19 protein-coding genes and 2 pseudogenes are annotated in these 25,105 nt (G+C 70.9%); 9 read left to right on the top strand and 12 right to left on the bottom strand.

Translation table 11 applies throughout. The features are described 5' to 3' along the window. Nucleotides 1–1,089 carry an efflux RND transporter periplasmic adaptor subunit gene (locus tag WMF20_RS46600; RefSeq protein WP_437608176.1) on the bottom strand — a complete coding sequence of 363 codons (1,089 nt, stop codon included), beginning with the start codon at nt 1,087–1,089 and terminating at the stop codon, nt 1–3. 290 nt (nt 1,090–1,379) lie between these two features. Between WMF20_RS46600 and WMF20_RS46595 the strand changes: the two genes are divergently transcribed. After that, the gene (locus tag WMF20_RS46595; RefSeq protein WP_437608175.1) at nt 1,380–2,015 is read left to right on the top strand and encodes a TetR/AcrR family transcriptional regulator; all 636 of its coding nucleotides are present in this window, start codon (nt 1,380–1,382) and stop codon (nt 2,013–2,015) included. 30 nt (nt 2,016–2,045) lie between these two features. Here WMF20_RS46595 and WMF20_RS46590 read toward each other — a convergent pair whose 3' ends face one another. Further along, entirely contained in the window at nt 2,046–3,407 is a 1,362-nt protein-coding gene (locus tag WMF20_RS46590; RefSeq protein ID WP_437608174.1) for an MATE family efflux transporter, read from the bottom strand. A gap of 321 nt (nt 3,408–3,728) precedes the next feature. On the opposite strand from WMF20_RS46590, the gene zigA reads away from it, so the two are divergent. From zigA to WMF20_RS46555, 7 genes are all read left to right on the top strand, one after another. Next, nucleotides 3,729–4,967, top strand: a complete 1,239-nt coding sequence (zigA, locus tag WMF20_RS46585; protein WP_437608173.1) for a zinc metallochaperone GTPase ZigA — start codon at nt 3,729–3,731, stop codon at nt 4,965–4,967. 587 nt (nt 4,968–5,554) lie between these two features. Next, the gene (locus tag WMF20_RS46580; RefSeq protein ID WP_437608172.1) at nt 5,555–5,698 is read left to right on the top strand and encodes a hypothetical protein; all 144 of its coding nucleotides are present in this window, start codon (nt 5,555–5,557) and stop codon (nt 5,696–5,698) included. Nucleotides 5,699–5,720: 22 nt separating this feature from the next. Continuing rightward, nucleotides 5,721–6,638: a pyrroloquinoline quinone biosynthesis protein PqqB gene (gene pqqB / locus WMF20_RS46575; RefSeq protein ID WP_437608171.1), complete on the top strand. Its 918-nt coding sequence runs from the start codon at nt 5,721–5,723 to the stop codon at nt 6,636–6,638. After that, nucleotides 6,635–7,336 (top strand): pyrroloquinoline-quinone synthase PqqC, encoded by a 702-nt coding sequence (gene pqqC, locus WMF20_RS46570; protein ID WP_437608170.1) that lies wholly within the window; start codon nt 6,635–6,637, stop codon nt 7,334–7,336. The genes pqqB and pqqC overlap by 4 nt, the downstream gene beginning before the upstream one ends. 7 nt (nt 7,337–7,343) lie before the next feature. Further along, the gene (gene pqqE / locus WMF20_RS46565) at nt 7,344–8,804 is read left to right on the top strand and encodes a pyrroloquinoline quinone biosynthesis protein PqqE (RefSeq protein WP_437608169.1); all 1,461 of its coding nucleotides are present in this window, start codon (nt 7,344–7,346) and stop codon (nt 8,802–8,804) included. Further along, nucleotides 8,801–10,354, top strand: a complete 1,554-nt coding sequence (locus WMF20_RS46560) for an MFS transporter (RefSeq protein ID WP_437608168.1) — start codon at nt 8,801–8,803, stop codon at nt 10,352–10,354. The genes pqqE and WMF20_RS46560 overlap by 4 nt, the downstream gene beginning before the upstream one ends. 331 nt (nt 10,355–10,685) lie before the next feature. Beyond that, entirely contained in the window at nt 10,686–11,252 is a 567-nt protein-coding gene (locus WMF20_RS46555) for a hypothetical protein (protein WP_437608167.1), read from the top strand. 74 nt (nt 11,253–11,326) lie between these two features. Here the strand turns inward: WMF20_RS46555 and WMF20_RS46550 are convergent, their stop codons facing one another. From WMF20_RS46550 to WMF20_RS46520, 7 genes and pseudogenes are all read right to left on the bottom strand, one after another. Continuing rightward, complete coding sequence (locus tag WMF20_RS46550; protein ID WP_437608166.1) at nt 11,327–12,100, bottom strand: hypothetical protein; 774 nt, start codon at nt 12,098–12,100, stop codon at nt 11,327–11,329. Nucleotides 12,101–12,295: 195 nt separating this feature from the next. Next, complete coding sequence (locus WMF20_RS46545) at nt 12,296–13,786, bottom strand: DUF1552 domain-containing protein (RefSeq protein WP_437617239.1); 1,491 nt, start codon at nt 13,784–13,786, stop codon at nt 12,296–12,298. 154 nt (nt 13,787–13,940) lie between these two features. After that, nucleotides 13,941–15,605, bottom strand: a complete 1,665-nt coding sequence (locus tag WMF20_RS46540) for a DUF1592 domain-containing protein (RefSeq protein WP_437608165.1) — start codon at nt 15,603–15,605, stop codon at nt 13,941–13,943. A gap of 776 nt (nt 15,606–16,381) precedes the next feature. Beyond that, nucleotides 16,382–18,238: a DEAD/DEAH box helicase family protein gene (locus WMF20_RS46535; RefSeq protein ID WP_437608164.1), complete on the bottom strand. Its 1,857-nt coding sequence runs from the start codon at nt 18,236–18,238 to the stop codon at nt 16,382–16,384. 709 nt (nt 18,239–18,947) lie between these two features. Then, a pseudogene (locus WMF20_RS46530) lies at nt 18,948–19,151 on the bottom strand (HIT family protein); the annotation flags it as partial. Nucleotides 19,152–19,512: 361 nt separating this feature from the next. Continuing rightward, the gene (locus WMF20_RS46525; protein ID WP_437608163.1) at nt 19,513–19,665 is read right to left on the bottom strand and encodes a hypothetical protein; all 153 of its coding nucleotides are present in this window, start codon (nt 19,663–19,665) and stop codon (nt 19,513–19,515) included. A gap of 1,130 nt (nt 19,666–20,795) precedes the next feature. Continuing rightward, on the bottom strand, nt 20,796–21,107 hold the full coding sequence (locus WMF20_RS46520) for a hypothetical protein (RefSeq protein WP_437617268.1): 312 nt from the start codon (nt 21,105–21,107) through the stop codon (nt 20,796–20,798). Between WMF20_RS46520 and WMF20_RS46515 the strand changes: the two genes are divergently transcribed. Continuing rightward, on the top strand, nt 21,042–21,518 hold the full coding sequence (locus WMF20_RS46515; protein WP_437617238.1) for an RNA polymerase sigma factor: 477 nt from the start codon (nt 21,042–21,044) through the stop codon (nt 21,516–21,518). The genes WMF20_RS46520 and WMF20_RS46515 overlap by 66 nt on opposite strands. Nucleotides 21,519–21,600: 82 nt before the next feature. On the opposite strand, the gene WMF20_RS46510 is transcribed toward WMF20_RS46515, so the two are convergent. The 3 genes and pseudogenes from WMF20_RS46510 to WMF20_RS46500 form a co-directional block, all read right to left on the bottom strand. Then, entirely contained in the window at nt 21,601–22,971 is a 1,371-nt protein-coding gene (locus tag WMF20_RS46510; protein ID WP_437608162.1) for a cytochrome P450, read from the bottom strand. A gap of 112 nt (nt 22,972–23,083) precedes the next feature. Next, nucleotides 23,084–23,875, bottom strand: coding sequence for a class I SAM-dependent methyltransferase (locus tag WMF20_RS46505; protein WP_437608161.1), 792 nt, complete (start codon nt 23,873–23,875; stop codon nt 23,084–23,086). Between the two features lie 79 nt (nt 23,876–23,954). Further along, a pseudogene (locus WMF20_RS46500) lies at nt 23,955–25,013 on the bottom strand (thioesterase domain-containing protein); the annotation flags it as partial. Between the last annotated feature and the right edge of the window lie 92 nt (nt 25,014–25,105).

The following is a 25,105-nucleotide window of genomic DNA, read 5'->3' as shown; positions in this document are numbered from 1 at the left end:
TCACTCCACGGCTTGGCCGTTCTCGAGCCCCTGGGGCGGCTTCATCACGATCGCGTCGCCCGCGCGGACGCCGCGGAGGACGGCGACCAGGTCGCCCTTCTCCGCGCCGGTCTGCACGACGCGCTCCTCGACCCGGCGATCGACCACGGCGAAGAGGTGCGCGCGCCCCTCCTTCTCGACGATGGCGGACCGCGGCACCACCGGGCTCGGCGCCTCCCCGGTGGCGAGCGCGATCGACGCGAACATCCCCGGCCGCAGCGCGCCGTCCGGGTCCTCGACCTCGGCCTCGGCCACGAGGTCGCGCGTGGCCTCGCGGACCGCGGCGCCGATCCAGCGCACGGCGCCCGTGAACGAGCGCCCCGGGTACGCCGGGACGGTGAACGTGAGCGCGCCGCCGGTCTTCACGACGGCGAGGCTCGCCTCGGGCACGGCGAACTCGAGGCGCAGCGCGCCCTTCGAGACGAGCGCGACGACCCTGGAGTCCTGGCGGACGTACTCGCCGACGTCGACGAAGCGCTCGGTGACCATCGCGTCGAACGGCGCCCGGATCTGGCCGTCGCCGACGCTCTGCGCGGCGGCGCGCGCGCGGGCGGTGGCGGCCGCGACCGAGAGCGGGGCGCTCCGGCACTGGTCGGCGATCCTGTCGTGCTCGGCCCGGGAGATCGCGCCGCCGTCGAGCAGCGCCCGGTAGCGGTCGCACTCGCGCCTCGCCGTCTCCTCCTGCGCGCGGGTCAGCGCGGCGTTGGCCTGCGCCTCGGCGGCGGTGAGCGCGGCGGCGCGGACGTCGAGGCGCGCGAGCAGATCGCCCTTCTTCACCGCGTCGCCGCGCTCGACGAAGGTCTCGAGCACGCGGCCCACCGCGTTGGCGGCGAGGTCGGTCTGCCGGTCGCCGCGCAGCGTGCCGGTGAGCGCGAGGCTGCGCGGCATCGGCGCCTCGCGCACCTCGGTGGTCTCGACCCGGATCGGCGGCGCGGCCGCCTGGGTCGCGCTCTCGGCGCTGGCCTTGGACGCGCAGCCCGCCGCCGAGGCGGTGAGCGCGGCGAGGAGGAGGAAGCTTTCGGCGCGGCGTTTCGTCGTGGCGTGGTTCAAGGATTCCTCGCGGCGGGGTCGGTCACGAGCGGCCTCGCGTCCGGGCGGAGCGCGACCTCGCGGCCGGCGGCGCGCCGCGCCCCCGCCCGTTCCGCCGTCGCCCAGCCCTCCGCCGCGCCCCTCGAGCGCGGCGCTACGATCATCGCAACCGATGGTTGCGATGGGTATAACACGGCCGCGGTCGACCGCAACAATTAGTTGCGGTCATCGCAACAAACCGACGCGATGGCGCGACGCGCCGCGAGATTGCGCTGGCGTGTGCCGCGCGGCGGAACTTGAATGACGGGTCGATGCAGCAGGCGACGACGGCGAAGCGGACGGCGAGGCGGGGCTCCGCGAAGAAGCGCGCGCTCGTGCGCGGCGAGCCGGTGGTGCGCGGCATCCTCGCGGCGACGCTGGAGGAGCTCGCGAGCGCGGGCTACCGCGCGCTCCGGATCGAGGACGTGGCGACGCGCGCGGGGGTGAACAAGACCACCGTCTACCGGCGCTGGCCCACGAAGGAGGACCTCGTGCGCGCCGCGCTCCTGTCGGTCACGGACGAGAAGATCGTCCCGCCGAACACGGGCTCGCTCCGCGGGGATCTCATCGCGCTCGGGCGGGCGATCGTCGAGATCCAGATGTCACCGGTGGGGCAGAGCATCGTGCACGTGTTCCTCGCCGAGGGGCTCGACTCGGAGCTCATGGCCATCGCCCGCTCGCTGCGCGCGGTCCAGGAGAGCGGGCTGCGGGCCATCGTCGAGGGCGCCGTCGCGCGGGGCGAGCTCGCGCCGAGCGACGATCCGATGCTCCCGTTCGAGCTGCTCGCGGCCTACCTCAAGAACAAGATGATCGAGCATCGCGCGAGCGTCGACGAGGCGCAGCTCGCGCGCGTCGTCGACGTGATCCTCCTCGGGGTGCTGCGCCCGGGCCTGCGGGAGCAGGCCTGAGCGCGGCGCGGGGCGGCGCGCGGGGCCGGGTCAGACGGCGAGGGTCTTCCAGCGGCCCCGCGCGAAGGCGACGGCGAGCAGGACGCTGCGGCAGATCCAGTCGGCGGTGCTGCCCATCCAGACGCCGACGAGCCCGTGGCCGAGGGTCACCGCGAACAGCCACGTGCCGCCGAGCCGGACGAGCAGCGAGCAGACGAGCGTCACGGCGAGCACGGTCCGGGTGTCGCCGGCGCCGCGGAGCCCCATCCCCATGACGGTGGCGAACGCCATGAACGGCTGCGCGACGGCGGCCATGCGGAGCGCGCGCTCGCCCACGGCGAGGAGCTCGGGGTCGCCGGAGAACGCGAGCAGGAGCGGGCGCGGGGCGAGCGCGAACAGGACGCCGAACGCGGAGAGGGCGAGGATGGCCATGAGGGCCGCGACGAGCCCGACCCGCGCGGCGTCGCGGGGGCTGCGCGCGCCGAGGCGCTGCGCCATGAGCGCCCCGGCGGCGATGCCGAACCCCTCGGCGGAGAGGAAGCAGACCGACTCGACGGCGATGAGCGCCTGGTTGGCGGCCATCGCGGTGGCGCCGAGAAGCCCGATGATGGCGACGAACCCCATGTAGCCGGCGTGGTAGACGGATCGCTCGGCGAACGCCGGCAGCGCGACGCGCAGGACCCGCGCGAGCGCCGGGGCGCTCGCCTGCGGGGCGGCGGCAGCTGCCGCGGGCCGGAGGGGCAGCGGGCTCGAGCGCGACAGCAGCGCCGCGGTCAACAGCAGCGCCTCGGTCGCCATCGTGCACGCCACGCCCACGGCCGCGCCGCGCACGCCGAGCGCGGGCAGCCCGAGGTGGCCGAAGATCAGGACCGCGCTGACCGCCACGTTGACGAGGTTGCCGATCGTGGCCACGGCGAGCGGCGTCCTCGTGTCGCCGACGCCCTGCAGCGCGGCCGCCGCGACGGCCTCGACGAACGCCAGCGGGAGCACCGGCAGCACGATGCCGAGGTACGCCGCCGCCTGCTCGACGACCGCCGCGCCGGCGTTCGGGAACAGCGCGCGGAGCAGCGGGCCGCAGGCGGCGAGCAGCGGCAGCGCGACCGCCGCCCCGAGCGCGAGCGCGAAGACCAGCGACGCGCGCGTCGCGGCCGCGGCGGCGGCGCGGTCGCCGGCGCCAACGCTGCGCGCCACCACGGCGAGCGTGCCGGCGGAGGTCGCGCTGAAGACCGAGACGATGGTCCACGTGAGCGTCCCGGAGATCTGCATCGAGGCGAGCGCGGTTGTGGAGTAGCGCCCGACCATGCCGCGGCCGACGAGGAAGACCAGCGTCAGCAGCAGCATGTGCGCGATCGCGGGCCAGGCGAGCTGCCACACCTGGCCCGCCAGCGCCGCGCCTGAATGTTCGCGCTTCACGAGAAGTCGGATCCTCCGGGCTCAGCCGCGCCCCGCCGCGTCGGGTGATACCACCTGCCGACGTACGCTCCGCCAGGAGAGGGAGCGAGGTGGACGAGGCCCGGCGCGCCGCGCCGGGCGGCCTGAGCTGCGCGCGGCGACCTGAGCGCCGTGCGCCTCGACCCGAGCTGCGCGCGGCGACCGGGGCGGTCTCGGGCGGCCGCTCCGCGACGCCCCGCATCGCGCGCGAGGCGCCCGGCGCGCGCGCCAGAGACCATTTGATTGCAAATGCAATTTAGTTTCATTATGTAGGACTGCGCCAGACCGAGAGAGGACCTCGACGTGACCCGAAGACTCCCTGTGACCGTGCTGTCCGGCTTCCTTGGCGCCGGCAAGACCACGCTGCTCAACCACGTCCTCGCGAACCGCGACGCGCTGCGCGTCGCCGTGATCGTCAACGACATGAGCGAGGTCAACGTCGACGCCGCGCTCGTGCGGGGCGGGGGCGCGGCGCTCTCCCGCGTCGAGGAGAAGCTCGTCGAGATGTCGAACGGCTGCATCTGCTGCACGCTCCGGGAGGATCTCCTCGTCGAGGTGGCCCGCCTGGCGGCGGAGGGGCGCTTCGACTACCTGCTGATCGAGTCGACGGGCATCTCCGAGCCGCTGCCGGTCGCCGAGACGTTCACCTTCGCCGATCCTTCGACGGGCGAGAGCCTCTCCGAGGTCGCCCGGCTCGACACGCTCGTCACCGTCGTCGACGCGCAGCGGTTCCTCGCGGACTGGACGAGCGCCGACGACCTGCGCGCGCGCGAGGCCGCGCTGGACGCCGACGACGAGCGCACGGTCGCGGATCTGCTCGTCGAGCAGGTCGAGTTCGCGAACGTGCTCGTGCTCAACAAGGCGGATCTCGTGAGCGATGACGAGGTCGAGCGGCTCACGGCGATGCTCCGGCACCTGAACCCCGGCGCCCGGATCATCAAGGCCCGCCGCGGCCGGGTCGATCCTCGCGAGATCCTCGGCACGGGACGCTTCGATTTCGAGGAGGCGGCGCGCTCGCCCGGCTGGATGCGGGAGCTGCGCGGAGAGCACGTGCCCGAGACCGAGGAGTACGGGATCGAGAGCTTCGTCTACCGCGCAGCGCGCCCGATGCATCCGGAGCGGCTCTGGGCCTTCATCCACGGCGCGACCGCCTGGGGTGGAGTGCTCCGCTCGAAGGGGTTCTTCTGGCTCGCGACGCGCATGGACGTCACGGGGGCCTGGTCGCAGGCCGGGGGCGCCGCCTCGTTCGAGGCGGCGGGCCGCTGGGCTGCGTCGTTGCCCGAGGAGCAGCGGCCGGAGGACGACGAGATGAGCGCCGCGTGGCACCCGGTCTGGGGCGACCGGCGGCAGGAGCTCGTCTTTATCGGCGTCGACATGGCCCGAGAGGAGCTCATGCGCGGCCTCGACGCCTGCTTGCTGACACCGGAAGAGATGGCCGCGGGGCCCTCCGGCTGGAGCCGGCTCGAGGATCCGTTCCCGGCGTGGCAGGGAGAGAGCGCGCCGGAGACCGAGGCAGAACCGGCACCGCTTCTGCTGTCCTGAGGCGATCCACGTGGGCGCCCCGCGTGCTCCACGCGGCTTCATCGCGACATGGCGGCGCGCGCCGCGGCGCTCCACGGAACGCGGGGCAGACATCATGAAGGCACGACCGAGGAGGCTCGCGAGGATCTCGTGTGTCCGGGCGCGGCGCCTCTCGGTGCGACGCTCGTCGTGACGGAGCTCGTCGAACTGTAGAGCTCGCGGCGCCCGGGGCGAGCATGGGCGCGCCGCGGATAGACCTCGATCCCGAACTGAGCACAATCGGGCCGTTCACGGAATCGAGTCAGGGATTGTCCTGATCACGTGCAGAAATCACGGACTCTTCCCTATCCAATCGAATCGCTCGGCCTGCGCGCGCGGCGCGCCGGCGATCACGTTCAAGCTCGGCGGGCATTCTCCGGTCGAGGGGTAAAGGAATCGCACCCCGGAGGCGCCCGCGCACCAAACGTTATTGGCTCTGCGCTTCAGGCCTTGACTTGAGGCTGTCCGGCGCGAAATCTCACCCGGCGAGCCCGTGAAGCGGCGCGCGAGACGCATGCGTCTGCGCCAGCGAACAACGTCGTTCACAACACCGAAACAGGAGGTCCCCGATGCGCTACGAAAGGCCTGAGTTCGTCGAGATCAAGATGGACGCGGAGATCGGCTCGTACCAGAACGACTTCGACCCTGTTCCGATCAATTTCGCGCGCCCGGCCCCGGCGGAGCGAGAGGGCGCCGCGGTCGAGGCGGAATAAGAGCCTCCGAGCGAGCACCGGAATGCGCCTCTGCGTCCTGGGTTCGTCCGCCGGCGGCGGCCTCCCGCAATGGAACTGCGCCTGCCCGAACTGCGTCGAGGCGCGCCGCGGCTCGGCGCGCATCCGCCCTCGCACCCAGGACGCGCTCGCGCTCGAGGTGAGCGAGCGCAGCTGGTTTCTCGTCAATGCCTCCCCCGACGTCCACCGGCAGATCGAGGCTTTTTCACCGCTGCAGCCGCGGGCCGGCAGGGCCTCGCCCATCGCGGGCGTCATCCTCACGAACGGCGATCTCGATCATACGCTGGGGCTCTTCTCCCTGCGCGAGAACACGCCGCTCGTGATCTACGCCACCGATGCCGTCTACCGCGGCCTCACCGAGGGCAACACCATCTTCCGGACGCTCCTGCGCTTCCCCGGGCAGACCACGTGGCGGCGCCTCGAGCTGGAGAAGCCCGCGGAGCTCACCGGGCCGGACGGCGCGAAGACCGGGGTGACGGTGGTCCCGGTCGCGCTGCCGGGCAAGGTGCCGAAGCACCTCGAGGGCCTCGCCCCGCCGTCTCCGGAGGACAACATCGGCCTCTGGGTCCGCGACGCGGCGAGCGGCCGCCTAGCCGCCGTCGCGACGGCCGTCGGGGCGGCCGGCGGCTACGTGCCGCGCCTCGACGGCGCGGACGTCTGCTTCTTCGACGGCACCTTCTGGTCGAGCGACGAGCTCGTGCGCCTCGGGCTCGGCAAGGCCCGCGCCGAGGACATGGCGCACCTGCCCATCGGCGGCGACGGCGGGAGCCTGAGGCTGCTCGCGGGCGTCGCCGCGCGGCGGAAGATCTACACGCACATCAACAACACCAACCCGATCCTCGTCGAGGGCTCGCCCGAGCGGCGCGCCGTGGAGGAGGCGGGCTGGGAGGTGGCCGCGGACGGCCTTGTGATCGACCTATGAACGACGAGCCGCTCTCCCGGGAGGCGTTCGTCGCGCGGCTGCGCGACGAGGGCGCCCGGCGCTATCACGACAACCACAGGTTCCACCAGCGAATGCACCGCGGCGAGCTCTCGCGCCGCGAGATCCAGGGCTGGGTGCTCAACCGTTACTATTACCAGACGCGGATCCCCATCAAGGACGCGCTCATCCTCTCGAAGAGCGAGGGTCCGGCGTTCCGGCGGCTCTGGATCCACCGCATCGTCGATCACGACGGCGCGCGTGAGGGCGAGGGCGGCCTCGCGCTGTGGCTGCGGCTCGCGGACGGCGTGGGGCTCGACCGCGACGAGGTCGCGGGCCTGACCAGGGTGCTGCCCGCGGTGCGCTTCGCCTGCGACGCGTACGTGACGCTGGTGCGCGAGCGCAGCCTGCTCGAGGCGGTCGCCTCGTCGCTCACCGAGTTCTTCGCGCCGGATCTCATGTCCCGGCGCATCGTCGCCTGGGAGCAGCACTATCCCTGGGTCGACCAGGCCACGCTCGATTACTTCCGCGGGCGGGTGACGCGCGCCAGGGCCGACTCCACCGAGGCGATCGATTACGTGACGGCGCGCGCGACGACGCGCGCCGCCCAGGAGGCGTGCATCGCCGCGCTCATCACGAAGTGCGACATCCTCTGGGCGATGCTCGACGCCATCGCGGCGGCCTACGGGCCCGAGGCGTGACGCAGACATGCCCCTCGCGCCCGGCGATCGGCTCATCCTCGCGAGCAAGGCGCGGCTCGCGCGAGATCGCGCCTCGGGGCGCGAGATCCTGCTCTATCCGGAGCGCGGCCTCGCGCTGAACCCGGTGGCCGCGGCGGTCGCCGCGCGCCTCGACGGCGCGCGCACGGTGGCCGAGATCGCCGCCGAGATCGCGGCTTCCTTCGCCTCCACGCCGCCGGACGCGGTGGAGCGCGACGTGCTCGCCTTCCTGGAGGAGCTCGCCGCGCGCGGCCTGCTCGAGGAGCGACGCGCCGCCCAGGCCGTCGGGGCCGCCGCCGCGCGCGGCGCGCCGACCACGCAAGGCCCCGCGCTCGCCCTCGAGGGCGGGGCCGCGGCAGACGCCGCGTCGCACCGCCCCTATACGCTCATCGCGGAGCTCACCTACCGCTGCCCGCTGCGCTGCCCGTATTGCTCGAACCCGATGGAGCTCGAGGGCGCCGCCGGGGAGCTCTCGACGGAGACGTGGTGCCGCGTCTTCGCCGAGGCCGCCGAGCTCGGGGTGATGCAGCTCCACCTCACGGGCGGCGAGCCCCTCGCCCGGCGCGACCTCGAGACGCTCGTCCGCGCGGCGCGCGGCGCCGGGCTGTACACGAACCTCATCACGTCCGGGGTCCCGCTCGCGCGCGAGCGCCTCGCGGCGCTGCGGGCGGCGGGGCTCGACAACGTGCAGCTCAGCGTCCAGGACGCCGACCCCGAGCGCGCCGACCGGATCGCCGGCTACGCGGCGTTCGACCACAAGCTCGCGGTGGCCGCGTGGGTCAAGGTTGAGGGCCTGCCGCTCACGGTGAACGTGGTGTTGCACCGGGAGAACATCGACCATGTGCCGGCGATCGTCGCGCTCGCCGAGCGGCTCGGGGCCGACCGGCTCGAGCTCGCCAACACGCAGTACCTCGGCTGGGCGCTCGCGAACCGCGACGCGCTCCTGCCCACGAGGGATCAGCTCGAGCGCGCGTTCGCCGTCGCCTCGGCGGCGCGCGAGCGGCTGCTCGGCCGGATGGAGATGGTCTTCGTCACGCCGGACTACTATGCCGCCTGGCCGCGGGCGTGCATGGACGGCTGGGCGCGCCGCTACCTGCACATCGCGCCGGACGGCCTGGTGCTGCCGTGCCATGCGGCGCACACGATCCCGGGGCTGCGCTTCGAGAGCGTGCGCGAGCGGCCGCTCGCCTGGATCTGGCGCGAGGCGCCGAGCATGAACCGCTTCCGCGGCGACGCGTGGATGGCGGAGCCCTGCCGGGGCTGCGACCGCCGCGAGGCCGATTTCGGGGGCTGCCGCTGCCAGGCCTACCACCTCACCGGCGACGCCGCCGCGACGGACCCGGCCTGCTCGCGTTCGCCGGCGCACGGCGTCGTCGAGGAGGCCCGGCTCCGCGCCGCCGCGGCGCGACCGGCTCAGCCTCGCTATCTCCACCGCGGCGCGCCCCGTTGAGCGCCCCCGCGATCAGGCCCTACGCCGTGCTCGGCGTGGTCGCCGTCGGCACCTGGATGTCCGCGCTCGGCAGCAGCCTCATCAACGTCGCGGTGCCGCTCGTCCGCCGGGATCTCGGGGTCGACATCGGCGCCGCGAGCTGGGTGCTCGCCGCCTACTCGCTCTCGGTGAGCGCGCTGCTCCTGCCGTTCGGCCGCCTCGGCGATCGTCACGGCAAGGGGCGCGTGTACGCCGCGGGGTTCGGCGTCTTCGGCGTGGGCTCGGCGCTCTCCGCGCTCGCGCCCACGCTCGCGTCGCTCGTCGCGGCGCGCGCCCTCCAGGGCGCGGGCGCGGCCATGCTGATGGCGAACGGCCCGGCGCTCACCACCGCCGCGTTCCCGCCCGCGCAGCGCGGCCGCGCGCTCGGCTTGCAAGCGACGGCGACGTACCTCGGGCTGTCGCTGGGGCCGTCGATCGGCGGCTGGCTCGCGCAGCGCGCCGGCTGGCACGCGGCCTTCTGGATCAACGTGCCCATCGCCGTTCTGGGAGGGCTCCTCGCCCGGTCGCTCGTCTGGGGTGGATCGGCCGGCGCGACGCCGGCGATCGCCCGCGGCGCAGACCCGGGCGCGACGGCGGCAGCCTCGGACGCGGCGTCGGCTCCGCCTGCGCGGGGCGCGCCGCTCGGCGCGCGCGGGCGGCCCTTTCCGTGGGCGAGCGCGCTCCTCTTCGGCCCGGCGATCACCGCGCTCCTCGTCGCCGTCACGCGCGGCCAGCGCTGGGGCTTTCAGAGCCCCAGGGTCGTCGGGCTCCTCGCCGCCTTCGCTGCGCTCGCGGCGGCGTTCGTGCGGGCGGAGCGGCGGAGCCCAGCGCCGCTGATCTCGGGCGCGCTCCTCCTGCAACCGGCGCTCGGGCGCGGGCTCGTCGCCGCGTTTCTCCAGTACGCGGCGGTGTACATGATGCTGTTCTTGCTGCCGTTCTACTTGCAGGGTCAGCTCGCGATGAGCGCGGCGGACGCGGGCCTGGTGATGACGGTGCAGCCGGCGGTGATGGCGGTGATCACCGCGACGAGCGGCTGGCTCTCGGACCGCATCGGCGCGCGAGGGCCGGCCGTCGCGGGGATGACGGCGCTGGCGCTCGGCCTCGCGAGCATGGCCATGCTCGGCCCCCGGCCCGAGCGCGCGAGCCTGCTCGCCGCGCTCGCGCTGGTGGGGGTCGGCTCCGGACTGTTCACCTCGCCGAACAACAGCCGCATCATGGGCGCGGCGCCGCGCGATCAGCAGGGCACCGCCGCGGGCCTGCTCGCCGAGGCGCGCAACGTGGGGATGCTCTGCGGCGTGGCGGCCTCCGGGGCGATGTTCGCGGCGCTCGGCGGCGGGCAGCCGGCCGCGGCGGCGGAGAGCGGCGCGCTCGGCGAGGCGTTCCAGGGGACGATGCTCGTCGCGTCGGCCCTCGCGGCCGTGGGCGCGGGCGTGAGCGCGGCGCGGAGGACCCCGGGTGCGCAGCCCGGCTCGGGCGGCGGGCGCGGCTCGGCCGCGGTTCGAGGCGAGGCGGGCGGCCCCGTCCCCGGGTAAAAGCACATGCCGACGCCCTTCCCGGCCGACTTCAAGGAGCGCCTCTGGGCCGCTGCCGACCAGCGCCGGATCACCGCTGCGCTCCATCCGTCCGAGCACGCGACGCCGGTCTCGCGCTGATTACCCGCCACAGAGGACACCCCTCGCCTCGCGCAGCTCTCTCCCGAGCGAGCGGCCAAAGCCTACGGGTGAGGCGGCCACAAAGTTTCGAGCTCACCGAATCCCTTCGTCGACCGCACCTCGCCCTCAAGGCCTGAAGATCGAAGGCTTTCTCTTTGATCCAGCGATGAAGAAAGCTATACTTCCTCTCACGCAACCTTCATCGTGACCCATGAAAATTCAACTCTCAAGCTTCGTCGCGGCAGCAATCGTCGCCATCCTGTCACCTCTTTCAGGCTGCTCCGATGCGCCGGAGGATCCTGACGACACCAGCACCAGCAGCTCGGCAGCCGGAAGCACGAGCGGCACCTCGAGCGGGTCTGGGACCGGCGGCTCGGACTCGAGCTCGGGAAGCGTTACCAGCAGCGCGAGCACTGGAGGAACCGGTGGTGGCGACCCAGGGGTCGCACCGACGTTCGAGACGATGAAGTACGTGATTGAAAACGCTTCTTGTTTCGGGGCGGGTTGCCACAACGACGAGATGAACCCCCTGAACTTGAAGGTCGACGCAGAGCTGCGCACGAGGCTGACCACGCACGTGTCCAAGAACTGCGGCAATATCCCGGTCGTCAATCCCGGCAAGCCGGAAGAGAGCGCTCTCATCAAGATCCTCAAGGGGCCGTGCGGCGAGACTCAGCGGATGCCCCTCGAGTGCGTCAACGATGGGGATGCCAAGTGCGTACCCCCCGACTACATCGAAGCGCTCTCGCAGTGGATCGCCGACGGCGCGCTGGAGTAGCAGGGCCTGGCGAGTAGCCCCCGACGGGTCGCGGCGCCCCACGGGCGCAGGTTTGCCGTGCGGCTTGGGATGGTCTACTCCTTCACAAGCGCGGCTGCCGGGTATGCGGCGTGCTCGGGTCCGGGCGTGTCCACGGTGTTCGTCTCGAAAGTCCAGCTGCCACCCGGCGGAATCTGGACTGTGCCGCTGCCGATCGCCACGCCGAGCGGACGCCCCACGCGATTGACGGAGAAGACCGTGGCGGAGGGCTCGCTCACCGCTACGTCGAGCCCGTTGTAGAACGTGCCCGTGTACGCCGTCCCGTCGCCACGGGTTACGGCCTTCACTTGGCTGATGGTGAGGCCATCGATCGGAGCGACGTCGAGGGCAAAGTAAGGGCACCGGTACACGACGTAGCCGACGTCCTCGATCACGATGTCTGAGGGCAGGCCCGTCACCGCGGCCATGGTCACATCGCCTGGACCCACGCACGCGGCGATGGCGCCCGAGCCATCCGTGAGCCGATAGAAATGCTGAGTGAGCAACCCGTTGATCCCGACTGCCAGGGACCGCTGGGTCCTGTCATAGAGCTCGACTGAAACGGCGGCGCTGCAGGCCGGAATATCCCCGTCGTTCCTCAAGGCGGCGTAGAGCTCGGTATTGGTCGGTCCTTTGCGAAGGGTCAGCGCGATCACGTTGAGCACGCCGTTTCCGCCGGGGAGCGCCATGACGGTGAGGTCTTCCGGGACGATGAGCGCGTCGTCGCCGATGTCCCCACCCACCCCGGCACCATCGCTCGCTTCGCTCGAGCAGGCCAGGGGGAGGAGCACAGCGGCAGGGATGAGGAGACGCCTCGCCAACATGAACATGAGAAGAGATCCTCAGCCTATCGCTGTCCGCCATCGCCGGCCAGCGCGGAGCCGCGAGGTGAGGCACACCATGAAGAGCGCCAATTTCGCGGCGTCCGCGGTCACCGGCACGCACAAACGCAAAGACCTCTTCGGCGAGAAGAGGTCTCTGCACACGAGCTCGTCCGAGTGTTCAGGGCGTCGCCCCGAGGGCGCTCAGGCCTTGAGCTCCGCGAACCCGCCCGGATTGTGGATCGACGCCTCGCGTGCGCCCTTGCCGCCGATGAACTCTTCCGTCTTGTCGGAATAGCCGAAGTGGGTCACTTCCGCGGAGCCACCCTTCGCAGGGAAGCCATCCGCGCCCGCCTTCACGCCCAGGGCGTTCATGATGTTGCAGAAGTACTTGTTGATCGGCGCGTTGCCGATCTTCGGATCGGTCCCGGTGCCCTGATTGACACCGTTGACCTGGCCGGTGCCATTGGCGCACTGCGACATGCTGTTGCCGGCCGTCGGGGTCGACGCGGGGTCGACGTTGATGATCTGACCGGTCTTGAAGTAGCCGCCGGCGCTACCGGCCTGAATGATCGGAGCGTTGTTGAGGTTGTGCGCGTTGCCGTCCGACATCTCGTTGAACCAGATGGCGGCGACGCTGTCGAGGACCGTCCCGCTCCCCGAGGGGATGCTGTCGAGCATCTTGACGAGGTTCGCGAACTTCTGCGCGTAGTAGGCGTCGACCTTCAGGAGCATCTCGATCGCGTTGGGCAAGCAGCTGCCCTGCATGCCCGCGTTGTCGAGGCGATGCGAGAGGGAGTGCGACTCCATCGTGATGCCGAGCCCCTTGAAATTGTAATTTCCGGGGTACTTCATGAAAATCACGGGGTTCGCGTTGCAGGCGGCCGCGAGCGCCGCGATGGCCGAATAGATGTCCGCGCCATCCAGGTCGCCGGCGACCTTGGTCGTGAGGACGTCGGTGCCGAAGCCGCCCGACGCCGCCTTGGAGGCGTTCGCCGACGTCGCGCCGAGCATCTCGCCGAGCTCCGCGTTGCACTGCGCGGAGACCATCACGGTTCCTGTCGAGTTGACGAGCTCCTTCCAGGCCGCGAGCTTCTGCTTGTCGGCGCTGCTCATGTCGAACCGCTCGAGCGTCTGCAGATCGTCCCTCACGAGGTCGAGGACGCTCTTGCCGCGAATCGCCGCGTAGCTGTCCGGAGACATCGGCTGCCCCGACTGGAAGAGGCCCGTGAGGCTGCTGAAGGCCTGCGACGCGTTGAGGCCGCTGAAGAGGGTCTCGGCGGCTTTGTAGGAGATCGCCGACTGAGCGCCGTCATTCTGACCCGCCGTGTTCAAGAGCAACGGAGTGCCTTGCGGGCTGAGCTGCTGGGCGATGACGTGATCCAGCGAAGGACCGACCGCCTTCGCGTTGAACTTCGTCGCCTGGTTGAAGCTGAACGGGTCGTTGCTGTTGGGCGTGACCGGCTGGCAGGTGAAGAAGGACCCGACGATCTGCGTGTGGGAGTCGTTCCCCTGTCCACGCGTCATGTTGGCGGTCCACTCGTTCATCGAGCGGATGCCGCGCGGCATGAGGAGCTTCTTCGCATAGGGGGCGAGGGCCGCGAGGCTCGTCGGCTCGAGGTCGGCAGCCGTGAGCTCGCCCTGGGTCTTCGTGGGGAACCACTTGTTCGTGATGACCCCGTAGTGCGTGAACATCACGATGAGCGCCTTCCCAGGCGCAGGGGTGTCGCCCCTCGCGGTGCGTTCCCACACAGAGCTGAGGAACGGCGCAGCCAAGGCTGCTCCACCCATGCCACGGAGGAAGATTCTGCGGTTCAGTTTCGTGCTCATGGTCAACATTCCTCAGCTTTCACTGCGTTTCACGGATTCGCACGCGGAACGAATCCGCTTGAGTGAGATCGGCCATCAGATCGAGAACGCTGTACCCGCTCTCAGACAACTTGGCCTGGAGCATATCGACGACGCACTTGTCTTTCCCGTTCGGGAGCCGCCCAAAGGCGTAGGAGACCCACGCCTGAGCGTAGAGCTCCTTGGCCTTCTGAACCTGAGCGATCTCCTGCATGAGCTCGAACGGCGAGGTGATCTCCTTCACGTTGCCGTCGCCGAAGTCGATGGTGTTCGTCGTGACGCTCGCGTCGATCACACCACCGCGAGGATCCGTCGTCTGCATCTTTCCGATGCCGTCGAAGCCCTCCATCACGAATCCCGGCGGATTGACGACCGCGTGGCAGCCCTTGCAGCTCTCGGGCTTCGTCAGAGCTTCGACGTACGCGCGCTGCGTGTCGAACTGGCCGTCGACGGTCAGCATGGTGGCGCCGGGGAGGGGCGGACCCGGATTGACACCGAGCAGGTACGTCGCGATGAACGCGCCTCGCAGGATCGGGCTCGTGGCGTTGTAGCTCGAGTAGGAGCTCAAGAACCCGACGCGCGTCAGGAAGCCCGGCCGCTCGTTGGCGTCCAGCTCCACCTTGGTCAGCTCGGCGCCGTACGACGCAGGATCGAGCCCGTAGATCGCCGCGTTTTCCTTGTTGACGAAGGCGACGTTGCTGAGGAGGAGGTCCTTGAACGAACCGCCCCCGAACGCCACCTCTTCGAAGAAGGCGTCGAGCTCGGCCTGCCAGCTGGGCTTGGCGGATGCATTGTACAACGGATACGTCTCGGTGTCGTGGTCCCCCTTCCACCAGTGGGCGAGATCGTTGTCCATCTGCGCCCAGTTCCGGTGGAACGCTGCCACGAGGGGCCCGGTCTTCTCGCGCACGTCGATCATGCGCTGCGCCTGGGCGAGAATTTGCTCTTTGGTCTGGAGCTCGTCGTTGTCGGCCGCCGCGTTCAGCGTGTCGTCCGGCGCGGAGCCCCAGAGCAAGTACGAGAGCCTCGTCGCCACTTCGTAGCTGGAGAGCTGGATGCCGTCACCGGACGAAGCCGGAGTGGTCGTCAGCTCGGGGAGCATGAGGAACGAGGGCGACACGAGGAAGGCGTACAACGTTGTCTCGGCAACCTCGGCGGGCGTTCCTGCCGGCGTCGTCTGGCCCAGCTTTTCGAACCGGGCCACCTCCTCGGCGGTCAGCGGGCGACGGAACGCCTTGCGGCCGAAGGTCTGGATGGTCTGCGTCAAGCAACCGCTCGCCGCAGGATCGCAGCTGATGAACTTGGACTTGTTCGGCCCAGCCATCACGTCTTTGGCGATCGCCGCGGCAACCTCTTGATAGATGCGCCACGCGTCCGGGGTCATCGGGCCGTCGAAGTCGCTGACGAGCAGCTCGGACGGCGGCTTCCCCTCGGCGCCCACGCGGGTGACCCCGAGGAGGTCCCGCACCGTGTTGTCGTACTGCCGGTTCAGCAGGCGGGGGAGCTGGCTCGTCGCCGGGAGGCCGGGGATGCAGACATCCGGGGGCCCATTGTCGATGCCGCCCCCGGTGCCGGTCGAACCGCTGCCGCCGGTGGGGTTGTCGTCTTCGCCACCGTTATCCGCAATGTTCCCTGTGCAGGAAGCGAGGAAGGCTGTTGAGGTCAAAAAAATTGTCGTACCGATGTACGATAGTTGACGCAACGTTCGCATAGCCCAATATTCCCCTGTCGCGCCGAAGTGATCACCGGAGCGGATCAGAAGACGTGGATGAGCCCGAAGCTCTCCGTCGACGAGATCACCGGCGTCTCGCCGAGCGTTTTCCTTTGGAGGCGGGATAGTGAAGCGCTGGCATACGAAGGTCGCGCAGACGCCGCTTCGCTCTAGCTGCTGCCCGTTTCGATCGGAGGGCCGTGCCTTCGCCGAGCGAGGCGGAGACGTGCACGAGGCGTTCGGCGCTCCACCACGATCACAGGGTAGACTCGGGGTTTAGGATGCCTCGCCCCGTCCGCTCGCCAGCACGGACGGCTGCTCTCCGAGACATCCTGCGATCTACCCGCGCAGCTGGGCATGCGGTCAGAGCAGCGACTGTCCACTGCTGAGCTTCGATTGGTTCGTGGACGACGCGTCGCACGATCGTGGACGACGCGTTGCACGGCCGGATGACGCGCTGCACGACCTGAGGGGCCATACGGAGCCATGTCTCCATACGGCCGCGGTTGGCCGTCAGCTGCGTTCACTGCGCCGACGGCTGCGGCGGCTGCCGGTCCTGAACCCGCCTCGCCACCTCCGCGATGATCCTCGCGAGGAGGGGGACCCAGGAGGGTGAACGTTAACACTCGACTGTCGCCCCATGAGTCTGGCGATTGGCATTCACGGCTGCCGCCGGCGCGCAGGCCACCCGCGGGCCGCGAGAGCCGCCTCGCGCGCCGCCCTCCACGCCGTCACCCCTCGCCCGCCGGGTGAACCGCCGCCGCAAGCGCGAGCGCCCATCCCGTGTCGATCCACCGCGTCGCGGCCCGCGGCGTCCCCTCGAGATAGCGCAGCCGGTTGACCCGCTGCTCGTCCAGCGGCCCGCCGTTCTTCCCGACGTCGTCGCGCGCGACGATCACCCACGCGAGATCGGTCAGCGACACCGTCCGCTCCGCGAAGCCGCCCGGGCCACCGTCGATGCGCAGCCCGCCGCCGTCGGCCCGGCCGACGATCCTGCAGCGCCTGCCGTCGCGCTCCACGAAGGCGCCCGCGGCGGGGCGCTGGAGCAGCTCCTCCACGAGCGCCCGCGCGCGCTCGCGGCTCCCCGCCGGGAGCGACCTGGACGCCCCGCGGCCTGAGCCCAGGGCGCGGTAGGCGGCATGGTCGATCCCGGGACAGGCCCAGAGCCCCTCCTCATCGAGGTAACGGGCCACGCCCAGGGTTCGCCAGGTGGGCTCGCCGGGCGGCCGCACGAGCACGAACGCCGTCTCCCCGGGGCGGCGCTCCTGGGCCGGCAGCGGCGAGCGAATGCGATCGGGCGCGACCAGCGGCCCGGGCGCCTCCAGACAGAAGAAGAGGTGACCGCCGACACGGCCGGTCCGCGGCGGCTCCTCCAGCCCGAACGCACGGGCCGCGGCGTCGTCGTCCTCGAAGCGCTCGCCGGGGCTCGGGCCGATGTCCTCGGGGCGGACCACCTCGACCAGGATCGCGACAGGCACCGTCTCGGCCGTGGCCTCGTACGACGGCGCGTCCGGGTTGTCCGAGCGGAGCCACCATCGCGACCGATCGCGCACGAGCCGCTTGATCTGGTAGGCATACCCGAGATCGCGATCGGGTATCTGAAGCAGCGCCACCTTGCCGTCCAGCGCATCGTACGAGGCGCCGCGTGCAAACTTCATGATCAGCCAGTCCCCGTCGCGGATAGGACGCTTCCCGCCATCCATCGAGTTGCCCGCAGCGCGCACCGCGAAGAGCCCATCGCCGCGCGCGGCCGCGATCGGGAGCCGCACCGTCTCGGCCTCGGGAGAGAGCTCCGTCGGTGCGGCGGCGGCGCCGGCCGCCGCCCGCAGATCGGGGAGAGCGACGAGCGCGCCGCGCGGCGCCGTGGAGGCGCCCTCGGGGCTCTCCGGCTCGGCCCATAGCCCATCGGGCGAGCGGACGAAGCGGACGACAGCGCGGTAATCGGTCTCGTCCCTGAGGCCGAGATACGCAAAGGGGACGAGCAGATTCCGCTCGATGCCAGCGCCGATGTCCGCCCGGTAGGCGACGTGATCATCGAACAACACGGCAACGTCCGCGCCGTCGGCGCGCTCGGGCGTGGCGGTGAGGCCGAGCAAGAAGCCCGGATCGAGGCGGTCCAGGATGGCGCGGTAGCTCGGCGCGGTGCCGTGGTGGACCTCGTCGACGATGGCGTAGTCGAAGCTCCCCGGGGCGAGGCGCGCGAGGTGCTCGGGGCGGGACAGCTTCTGCACCGAGGCGAAGACCACGTCGCCGGCGAGGTCACCGGCGCTCCCGGCGCACCAGCCGAAGCGCGCGGCGCGGCCCCGCAGGAGGCGGCGGAATGTCCGGGCGGCCTGGACGAGGAGCTCCTCGCGGTGGGCGAGCACGAGGACGCACGGGCGGCAGCCGTGGTGCTCGGACCAGGCCTCGACGTCGAGCGCGGCGAGGTACGTCTCGCCCAGGCCGGTGGCGAGCACCACGAGCGCGCGGCGGCGGCCCTCGTCCGCGCGGCTCCGCGGCAGCGCGGCGAGCGCCTCGCGCTGGATGGGGTGCGGCGGAGGCGGCGGCTCGAGAGGCTCGGCGTCCTCCTCGCCGGGCGGCAGGCCCACCGCGGCCTGCCGCGCGCGCTGGGCGTAGCGCTCGACCCAGTCGGCGGTGAGCGGCCGGGCGCGCGACCACCAGCGCTCGAAGGCGCTGGCGGCGGCCCGGTAGGCGTCCGGATCGCGGTGGCGGTCGACGCGGAGGTTCCACTCGATGCCGGGTCCGAGCGCAGCGCGGGAGATGTTGCTCGATTCCGACGAACGCGGCGCCGAAGCCCGGGCCCTCGAAGCGCCACGACTTGGGGTGGAACGAGCGGATCGTGCCGGGAAGCGCGTCGACCTCGACCACGCGCGTCTCGAAGCTGCCCCGGGCGCCTCCGGCGCCCGAAAGCGCGGCGTTGCCGCCGGCCCAGTCGAGCAGCTCGGCGAGCGCCGTGGCCTGGGTGATGTGGAGGTAATCGCCGGTGACGAGCCGGACGCGCGCGCCGCGCGCGAGGGCCGCGAACACGTCGCTCTCCAGGACGTCGAGGCCGCTCTCCTGGACGAAGGCCGAGAGGATGGCCACGTCGGTCGCGCGCGCGAAGACCGGCGCGAGGTGGCGCAAGAAGGGGTCCTCGGCGCCGCCGGTCGCGAGCGGCGGGGGTCTGCCGGCGAGGTAGTTCCCTCGGCCCGGGATGACGTGGCGCACGCCGCCGCGCGGGTCGTCCACGTCGCCGCGGAAGCGCAGGATCACGTGCACGTGCAGGTGCATGACGGTCTGCCCTGCGGCCTCGCCGGCGTTGATCCCGACGTTGTAGCCGTCCGGGTGGAGCTCGGCGTCGAGGAGTCGCTTGACCGTGTCGACCAGCTCGAACATCGCGGCGCGCTCGTCGGCGGTGGCGTCGAACCAGGTCGGGACGAGGCGGCGCGGGACGACGAGCGTGTGGCCGGGGCTGACCGGGAAGCGGTCGCGCAGCGCGAACGCTAGCGCGTTGCTGGCCACCCAGGCGGACTCGGGGGTCTCGAGGAACGGGGACGTCACCGGCAGGCGGATGGTACGCCGGAGCGGGCGCGAGGCGTCGGCGCAGGTGCCGGCCACCCAGCTCTACCGCCTGCGGCACCTCTTCAGCCCGAGCGCTTCAAGGACGGGGCCTCGGCTCCGACGCGCAGCAGCTCGCCGGCCGCCTGCACCTCTCGGTCTCCCAGCGCCACGCGCACACGAGCGACAACCTGAAGGACGACGCGGTGCAGGTCTTCACCCGGCGGCCGGCGTAGCCCCGGCGTCGCCGTGTGAACGGCCTGGGATTGGACCCGCGAGGCTCACCAGAGGGCGCCCAGGCTCCTCGACGAGATCCTCAATCATTTCAGCGGAGGAGAAGGGATTCGAACCCCTGGTTGACCGAGCCTGTCCGGTGATAGCGCTCCGCCGAGGCCGCGCCGCGCACCAGCTCCCCGAGCCAGATGGCGTCCTTCTTCGGCTCGAGCTGCGTCGGCTTGTTGCTCGCGCTCCAGTCCACGAAGAGTAGGCGTCGAACAAGGTCATCGCACCGGCTCCAGGGTCAGGTCCAGGCGCGTCGCGCTCGTCCACGAGCCCGCGCTGTAGCTTGTTTCGGTCTGCCGCCCTCGAGCTTGTGTCCGGCCGCCTCTTCCCCGAGCCGATCGACGCGAAGCCGGGTGGAGAGCCGGCCGGGCAGGGCGCGCAGCCGCGGCTCGAGCTTGGCGGGGAGGACCAGCCTGCGATCCCCGCCGATCAGCAGGCGCCTCCGCGAGCACGCGTGCCGTACAAGATTACACCAGGGCTGCATGGCGAACCGACGCCGCGCACGAACGCGCCCGCGCAGGAACGCGTGAAGGACGGCGGAGCTTGCCAGCATACAGGGGGAGAACCGCCCCTCACTCGCTGGACCGGCGGCTCCAGCAAGGGCGCGTCCACGCCGAGAGATCTAGTGCATGCTCCGCAGACCGTCCTTGCAACGGAGTTGGCCGCCTGCTCCTCGTCGGCCCCACCGCGTCCCGCGCCGTCGCCCGCCGACCCGGAGCGACGGACCCCCCGTGCGCGGCGCGTGGCGGTGAGTGAAAGGCCGGCGCTCGCGAGCACGGCACATCGCGCCCGGCGCACCGGCGGGCCGACCTCGCCGGCGCCGCGCTTCCATCCGCCAGAGCTGCCAGAAACCCACGGCGTTGCCGGCGACCAGGCGCTCCGACGCGATCGCCAGACCTCTGCCGCGACACTGCCTCAAGGGATCTGTCGATTCATAAAAGCGAAACAACATAGAAACGAGCTGAGTGCCGAGGCGTAGGCATCTCCGGTGCGCGCCTGGCGCACACCGATTGGGTCCCGCCCGAGACAGAATCATTTTTTTCGTAAGCGTCAGGACGATCCTGCTTGTGAAGTACGTTGCCCGTGGTAATTTAAACTCGAAATCGGCTTGACGTGTTTCGTGAAGTTTGAAGGCAATCAGCAAATTGTGCCACGCAGCGGCGGAGCATTGGTGATGGCGCCCCTCGCCCATCGACTCCGTGATTCCTGTTGAGCACGAGCTGAAGCTGCAACGAACTGCGTTTACGCGACGAGCCGACTGCCCATCCGATCGGGAGGGGAGGTCCATCAATGAATGCAGATCATGACTCGAGCGAGGCGAAGTTGTCAGCCTTGGAACGCCGGACAAAATCGGGCCGAGCCGACCGACGAGGCGCGAGCTGGCCAAGGCGCGAGGACGAAAGCGGGCTGATGTCCGCTGAAGCCCGAGCAACGCCGGCCGGCGAAGCGGGTCTGCCGGCCGGCGACGAGCGAGGGCGCGAGAGATCCGCGATGGATCGGTACGTCAGCGGCCAGGTCGCCGCTTTTCGCGAGCTCTATGAAGAGCTCGCCCCCCGCCTTTTTCGCTATCTCTTGCGGCGGACGCGCGACGCGGCGCTCGCCGAGGATCTTCTCCAGCAGACGATGTTGCAGATTCATGCGACGCGGCACCGGTTCGTCGCCGGGAGCAACGTCTCGCCGTGGGCATACTCGCTCGCGCGCCGCGTCGTCATCAATCACTCCCGCAAGAAGGCCGAGTCCCTCGTGGACCCGAGCTCATTCGACGATGTCGCGTCGACGGCGCAGTCGACCGACGAGTCCCTCGATGCTTCACGGCGCTCGCGGGCGCTCGAGTATGCCCTCGCGACGCTCCCCGAGACCCAGCGCGTCATCGTCACGTTGATCAAAGACGACGACTCGTCCATTCGCGGCGTCGCCGAGGTGCTCGGCATCAGCGTGAACGCCGCGAAGCTCCGCCGCCACCGCGCGTGCCTCGCGCTCCGCGCCGCGATCTCGGCCGAGCACGGCGTCGAGGTGGCCCCGCTCGACGAGAGCCTCCTCGACGCGTAGTCCTGGGCGGCTTCAGCTCGACGGCGGCCGCCACGCCGCGACACGGGTGCGGCGCTGCGGGAGTCGATTCGCGGCGTCATGGTCAAGCGGCGATGGGCTTCGTCGCGCGCGGGTTCTTCTTGCGGATGACGAGGGGGAGCCCGCCGCTCGGCGCGAGCGTCACGCCGCGGCGGATGATCTTGATGTTGTCTGTCGCGAGCTCCATCGAGAGGCGCGAGAACGCCGTCGCGAGGACCATCTTCATCTCGTAAATCGAGAACGCGGCGCCGATGCACTTCCTCAGGCCTCCGCCGAACGGGAGAAACTCCCACGGCTTCGGGTTGAAGGTGACATAGCGGTCCGGGTCGAAGCGCGTCGGATTCGGATAGAGCGACGGGCGGTGGTGCACGAGCTGGACGCACGGCGCGACCATGATGTCCGCCGGGAGCTCGCGGCCCTGGATCGTGAGCGGTTGCTTGAGGACGCGCGCGACGACCGGCCCGATCGGCTGGAGGCGCAGCGCTTCCTTCACGACGCGATCGAGGAGCTCGCTCTTCGCGATCTTCACGGGATCGTCCGCCACTTCGGCGGCTTCTTCGGCGACGCGCCGCGTGAGCGCGGCGTCGCGGAGGAGCCACCGCAGCGCCCAGCAGAGCGCCGTCGCCGTGGTCTCGTGGCCGGCGACGAGGAGCGTCATGAGCTCGCCGTGGATCTCGTCCTCGGTCAAGAGCTCGCCGTTCTCGTCCTTCGCGTCGATGATCATCGCGAGCACGTCGGTGCGGCCCGCCGTGCCTTTCTCGCGTGCGCGGCGGATCTCATGGATCATGATCTCTTTTCCACGGGCCGAGCGGCGCTTGAACTTGCCCCACGGGCTCCACGGCCCGAGGTCCTTTCGAAAGAGCTCGAAGTGCATCGCCGGCGCCGCCGCGGCGTCGATGACTTGCGGGTAGAGCGCCTCGAGCTCGGCGAGGAGCGGCCCATCGGTCATGCCGACGACCGTGCGGAGGATCACTTGGAGCGTGATCGCCTGCATCGGCGCGTGGACCGCGAACGGGCTGCCGACGGGCCACGTGTCGATCGACGCGTGCGCGGCGTCGATCATCGCGTGCCCGTAGGCCTGCATGCGCTCGCCATGGAAGGCGGGCATCATCATCTTCCTCTGCCGCATGTGCTCCTCCCCGTCGAGCACGAGCAGCGAGTACTTGCCGAGGAACGGCTTCAGGATGTTGTTGGCCTCGCCCGCGTGGCCGGCGTTCGAGTCGAGGGCGAACACCTCCTTGACGGCCTCGGGGTGCTGGACGACGACGACGGGCCATTGCGTCGGGAGCTTCAGCGTGAACATGTCGCCGTAGCGCGCGCCGCAGGCCTCGAGGAACGGCACCGGGTTCTTGAGCCACTGCAACGTCTGGAGCGCCGTCGGCGACCGGGGGCCCGGGGGCAGGAGCTCATGCTTGGATTTCGAAATGGAGATCATGTGTGCTTTCTACGCTCCGCGCATCCGCGAGGCGAGGGAGCTCGCTCGACGCTAAGGTCCTATATCGAGCACGGTGCTCGTTGGTGTCGGTCGATCGATCCGCGCCGCGCGCTCACTTGCGCGCGGCGACCAGGACGCACTCCTGGATGTTGACGAGCCGGCTCACGATGAAGGACGCCCAGAAGCGCTCCACGGCCGTGAACGCCTGGGCTCCGTTCGCCTGCGGCTCGGCCCCGGGGGCGCGCCCGCGGAAGAAGTCGAACGCCCCCGCGACCGCCGCGCACAGCGGGTAAATCTGCTGGCGGCTCGAGACGTCGATCGCGACCGACTCGGGCGAGAAGCCCGCGGCGACGTACGCGCGGCGGTACTCGTCGACGGAGCTCACGTGATTCTCCGGCGGAAAGACCTCGGGATCCAGGCCGTGGCCCGTGCGGAACAGGATGTCGGACATCACGAGGACGCCGCTCGGCCTCAGCATCCTGCGCGCTTCGGCGAGGAACTGCGCGCGGCTCTGGAAGTGGAACGCCGACTCGATGCAGAGGATCGCGTCGAACGATTCGCTCGGGAAATCAGGCTTCGCCGCGTCCATCACGCGGAGATCGCAGGTGACGCCCCGCTCGCGCGCGATTTGAACCTGGTCGGCGTCGATGTTGATTCCGGCGACGTTCTCCGCACCGTAGCGCTCTTCGAGCCGCTTCGTCGAGACGCCCTTTCCGAACGCGACGTCGAGGACTCTCCCTCGCTCCGGGAGCTTCGCGAACAGCGTGTCGACGAGGTGGTGGCACGCCTCGGCGGGGCTCTTCGTGGCGCTCGTCCAGAGGCCGTAGTTCACGTAGCCGCCCGCGAATTGTTCGTACGCGGGATCTCTCATGACGTGGCCGTAGGCTTTTGCGATTTGGCTCATTTGGACTCTCCAGATCGTGGGACCGTGATGGGGCGGATGGGACGGCGATGGGGGCGCATGTGAATCGCGTCGTGGTTCGCTACGCGGGGCGCGAGAGGAGCCACTCGTGGACGGCGCGCGCCGTGCTCTCGGCGTGCGTCACGAGCATCGTCGAGTGGCTCCCGGGGACTTCGACGACCGCCTCGGGGGCGCGCCAGTGCGGCGGCCACACGTCCGTCGCCGACAGCGTCGCGGGGCGCACGAGGAGGATCGGCGCGGCGATCTGCGCGGGTGTCTCGGCCTGCGGGAGCTTCACATAGTGGCCGAGGGCGCTCATCTCGACGTCGTCGCGGGCAGGGACCGGGAAGTCGACCCACTCGCGCCAGATCTGGTGCCCGAGCTCTCGCGGGATGCTCTGATCCACGTGGTCGAGGAGCACCAGCGCGCGCGGAGAGCAGCCTTTGCTCTCGAGGCAGCTCGCCGTCGCGTACGCGAGCCACCCGCTCGACGAGTACGCGACGATCGCGAACGGCGAGCCCGCCGTGGATCGCACGATCGCCGCGGCCTGGTGCTCGATCAGCGCCGGCATGTCGGGCGCGAGGTGCTCGCCGCGCGCGTAGCCGGGCGGCGGGAGGAGCCATACGTCGCGCTCGCCGCGGAGCGCCGCCGCGAAGCGCGTGTAGACCGAGACCGGCGGATAGAACGACGGGAGGCACACGAGGCCTGGCCCGAGCGGGCCGCGCGCGAGGCGCGCTGGCTCGAGGACCTTCGGGGCGGTGCGCGCCGCGCGCTCGTGGCGGTAGCGGATCTCTCCGGCGGCGAGCAGCAGGCTGTGCGCGAGATCGGGCTCGTCCGCGTGGATCGCCTGCTTGAAGAGGCTGAAGAGCGCGGTGTCGCGGCGCTCGTCCGCGTCGCCCGAGGGCTCCGCCGCGGGCGCGTCGTGCGTGTCGTCCTGCTCGAGCCGCGCGAGGAGCGCGCGCGTCACGGCGTCGAGCGTCGTGTGATCGACGAGGAACGCGGAAGCCAGGCGCAGGCCCGTGGCTGAGGCGAGCTTGGCGCGGAGCTCGACGGCCATGAGCGAGTCGAGGCCGAGCTCGAGGAAGGGGCGGTGCGCCTCGATGGCGCTCGCGGCCGTGTGGCCGAGGACGCTCGCGATCTCGGCGCGTACGACGTCGGCGAGCGCGCGCTCGCGCTCGGCCCGCGGCAGCGCGCGGAGGCGCGGGCCTCTGGGGGTCGCGCGCTCGGCGTGCG

The sequence above is a fragment of the Sorangium sp. So ce834 genome, assembly GCF_051521425.1.
GTDB classification, from domain to species: domain Bacteria; phylum Myxococcota_A; class Polyangia; order Polyangiales; family Polyangiaceae; genus Sorangium; species Sorangium cellulosum_D.
The sequence above is the reverse complement of the archived record's forward strand: the minus strand, read 5'-3'. Positions and strand labels throughout refer to the sequence as shown.